General features: G+C 61.4%; 3 protein-coding genes and 1 pseudogene. 3 read left to right on the plus strand and 1 reads right to left on the minus strand.

What is annotated here, in order from left to right; genetic code table 11:
• From AB4043_RS20430 to lysA, 3 genes and pseudogenes are all read left to right on the plus strand, one after another.
• A partial coding sequence (locus tag AB4043_RS20430) for a hypothetical protein (RefSeq protein ID WP_442307927.1) occupies nt 1–596 on the plus strand: 596 nt, incomplete at its 5' end.
• A 130-nt stretch (nt 597–726) separates the two neighbouring features.
• Nucleotides 727–789, plus strand: a pseudogene (locus AB4043_RS20435) (zinc-ribbon domain-containing protein); the annotation flags it as partial.
• 119 nt (nt 790–908) lie between these two features.
• A complete protein-coding gene (gene lysA / locus AB4043_RS20440) occupies nt 909–2,114 on the plus strand; it encodes a diaminopimelate decarboxylase (RefSeq protein ID WP_442307928.1) in 1,206 nt (401 codons plus the stop codon).
• Nucleotides 2,115–2,238: 124 nt separating this feature from the next.
• On the opposite strand, the gene AB4043_RS20445 is transcribed toward lysA, so the two are convergent.
• Nucleotides 2,239–3,645 carry an APC family permease gene (locus tag AB4043_RS20445; RefSeq protein WP_442299950.1) on the minus strand — a complete coding sequence of 469 codons (1,407 nt, stop codon included), beginning with the start codon at nt 3,643–3,645 and terminating at the stop codon, nt 2,239–2,241.
• Nucleotides 3,646–3,715 lie beyond the last annotated feature (70 nt).

Here is a 3,715-nt window from a genome sequence, read left to right on the forward strand (position 1 = left end):
GGGCGATCGCGATCCCGCGCGGCGCTACCGTCCATGGCCAGGTTGCCAATGTGTCGAACGCCGGAGCCCTCAAGGGCCGCGGCTCGGTCTCGTTGCTGCTCACCGGAGTCTCGCTCGGCGGACAAGAGTTTGCTCTCACCTCCGAGCCCTGGACGCGCAACGGCGGCGATAAGGCCGTCACCAGCGTGGACAGCACCCTTGGCGGCGCCGCTATCGGCGCGATCATCGGTGGCGTTGCCGGTGGCGGAGCCGGTGCCGCTATCGGAGCCGGCGTCGGTGGCGGTGTTGGCCTGGGAGCGGCAGCCGCATCCCCCAGCGGAAACGTCTGGGTACCCGGCGAGGCCGTCCTGCGCTTCCGTGTCTCGCAGCCGGTCACTGTCGCGACAGTCGACCAGCAGGAGCTCAACCGGCTGGCCTACGGAGCTGGACCCGCCGGCGGGCCTCCGACAATGGGGCCGCGTCCGTACCCGTATCCCTATCCGTACGCCTATCCTTACGGCGCGGTGGTCGTTGGCGGACCTGGACCGTACTACTACGGTGGCGGCTATTACCGTCCGTACTATCGTCCGTATTATCGCGGTTACTACCGCTACTAAGGCCTAAGATGTCCTCCCCTGATTCACCATGGCAGAAGGCCCGGCACTATGTCGGGCCTTCTGCTTTGTTGGAACGAATAGAGAGCATGCAGCGTATGAAACAATGGAATTCTTCCATGGGAGTGTAACCATGTACTGTTCTCGTTGCGGAAAGCAAGTAAGCGCCGGGGCCAGCTTTTGTTCTGCCTGCGGTGCGTCTGTTGCCTCGTTCGGTGATGTTGCGGTGGCCGCGAACCCGTCCGTCAACTTTGACGGCATCACACGACCGCGCTCCGGCCGTGTTGTCGCCGGTGTCTGCCCAGCGGCGTCGCCCTGGACGGTCTCGCCCAGAAGTTTGGGACGCCGCTCTATGTTTATTCCGGCGACCAGATCCTGGAGCGTCGCAATCTCTTCGCCCGTGAGTTTGCCGGCGTCGAGCACACGGTCTGCTATGCGGTGAAGGCGAACTCGTCGCTCGCGATTCTCAAGCTGCTGGCACAGTCCGGCACGGGCTTCGATATCGTCTCCGGCGGAGAGCTGGAGCGCGTTCTGCGCGTCTCGAAGGATGCCGCCAAGCGCGTTGTCTTCTCCGGTGTAGGCAAACAGGCCGCCGAGATGGATCTTGCTCTCAAGGCCGGCATCCTGATGTTCAACGTCGAGAGCGAGGCCGAGCTTGAGCTGCTGGCAGAACGAGCCGCGAAGCTGAAGAAGAAGGCGCGTATCGCTCTGCGCGTGAATCCGGATGTTTTTGCAGAGACGCATCCCTACATCTCCACCGGTCTGCGCGAGCACAAGTTCGGTATCGACATTCGCATCGCCCGCAAGGTTTACCGCCGCGCAGCAAAGAAGCAGTGGCTCGATCCCGTGGGCGTGTCTGTTCACATCGGGTCGCAGATCCGCTCGACAGAGCCCTTTGGCTCAGCCCTCGCCCGGGTCGTGGACCTGGTGAAGCAACTCCGCAAGGACGGTCTCAGTATCCGTTATGTCGATGCGGGCGGCGGCCTCGGTATTGAGTACGGTACCGGCAACTTCGACCCCGCGGCTAAGGTGCACGAATACGCCAATGCACTGAAGAAGGCTATGGGTGGCCTGGATGTGCATCTGCTGCTCGAACCCGGCCGCTTCTTCGTCGCTCAGGCGGGAACACTGCTTTCACGCGTGCTCTACACCAAGGTCAACGGCACCAAGACCTTTGTGATTACCGACGCCGCGATGAATGATCTAATCCGCCCGGCACTCTACCAGGCACATCACGAGATCCTGCCGGTGAAACAGTCGAGTTCGAAGAAGACCATTGTTGCCGACGTCGTTGGCCCGGTCTGTGAGTCGGGAGACTTCTTCGCCCGTGATCGCGAGCTGCCCCCGGTCAAATCAGGAGATCTGGTTGCACTGCTCGATGCGGGAGCGTATGGCATGTCACTGGCCTCGAACTACAACACTCGCTCCCGCGTCGCCGAGGTGCTGGTCCGTAACGGTAAAGCGAAGCGGATCCGCCGCCGCGAGACGGTTGAGGAGATGCTGGCGCAGGAATTGCTCTAGACATCTGGACAATGTTCAAAAACAACGGTCCGAACGTAGTTCGGGCCGTTGTTTTGATTTGTCATCCCTTAGGGATCTGCTTTTTAGGGGGATCGCTCCCACCAACTGAATCCGATGTTCCACACTACGGTGCTTCGTTCGCTGGCGCCGAGGTTTCGGCGGGTCGTAACACGCCCGAACGCTTCAGCAGGTAATACAGCGGAACACCGCAGGCGATAATCACCGCGCCGATGCCCGAGTTCCGTGGCTGATCGACGATTGAAAACACCAGCAGCACAATCGCGCACAGCACAAAGATCGCCGGTACTACTGGGTAGCCGGTTACAGAGTAGGGCCGTGGAGCGTCCGGCTCCCGCTTGCGGAAGACGAAGACCGAAGCCGTCACCGCCGCGTAGAACAGCCACTCCGAAAAGATAGCCAGCGAGAACAATCCCTGGAAGGTATTGATCAGCAGCAGAAGAATGCTGCACAACACTGCCTGCAAAATCAGCGCGGCCGCTGGTGTTTTGAATCGAGGATGCACCCATGCCAGCCAGCGGAAGAACAGCCCGTCGCGTGCTGCCGCGAACGGGATACGTGCGCCGGTCAGCGACGATCCGATAAAGGTGCTTCCGTAGCCCACGGCCAGCACGGCAGAGAAGATCGTCGCTGCGATCGGTGGAGCGCTGGTGAGTATCGCGGCTACCGCGGGACGATCGGCATGGGCAATTGCCATTGCCGGGAGCACGAACTGGATTGCCGCGTTGGTCAGCATGTACAGCACGCCGACGACGGAGACTCCGGCGATGAGGGCGATGGGCAGCGACCGGCTCGGGTTCTTGATCTCGCCCGCGGTGTGCGTGACATCGGACCATCCGTCATACGCCCACAGCGCTGCGATCAACGCCACCATAAATCCGGAGAAGCCGCCGCGCGCGCCGCTGAACGAAGTATGGAAGTTGACAACACTGCCGTGTCCGCCAAAGAGGCAGATCCCGACGACGCCGAGCACCAGAAAGATCTTCATGATGAGCAGCAGCCGCTGTGTGTTTCCGGCTCTGCGCGTGCCCAGGATGTTCAAACCGGTAATCAGCCAGGTGAAGGCAATCGCGGCAAGCTGCCCCCAAACTACATGCGGAAAGACGGGCTGGGTGAAGAAATGAAAGGCGGCGAAGTTACCCAGCACACGTACCACGCCGCTCGCAATCGATGCAATCGACGAGGGCTTTGCAATCGTCACCTGCGTCCACATGAAGACGAAGCCGGTCAGGTCACCGTAGGCCTCGCGCAGATAGGCGTACTCGCCGCCGTAACGCGGGCGGGTCGCGGAGATCTCCGCGTAGGTCATCGCTCCGAAGAGGGAAAGGATGCCACCGACGATCCACACGGCGTAGACCATCGCGGAGGAGCCCACGGCCCGCATCATCTCCGACGGTACAAGAAAGATTCCCGAGCCGATGATGATGCCGATCACCAGCGCCGTGGCATGCGATGCTTCAAGTACACGAGGCAGTTCGGCGTGGACGGCTGGCGGTGCGGTCTGCGATGGCATGGGTTGAAGTGAGGGTAGCACGCCCTGCCTGAGGTCATCGGACTACCTCCGTTCTCACTCAGGCTTAATG

Source organism: Terriglobus sp. YAF25, assembly GCF_052113305.1.
In the GTDB taxonomy this organism is placed as follows: domain Bacteria; phylum Acidobacteriota; class Terriglobia; order Terriglobales; family Acidobacteriaceae; genus Terriglobus.

Excerpts from the sequence above, each read along its gene's own strand:
- AB4043_RS20445 (WP_442299950.1), bottom strand. The coding sequence starts at position 3,645 with ATGCCATCGCAGACCGCACCGCCAGCCGTCCACGCCGAACTGCCTCGT.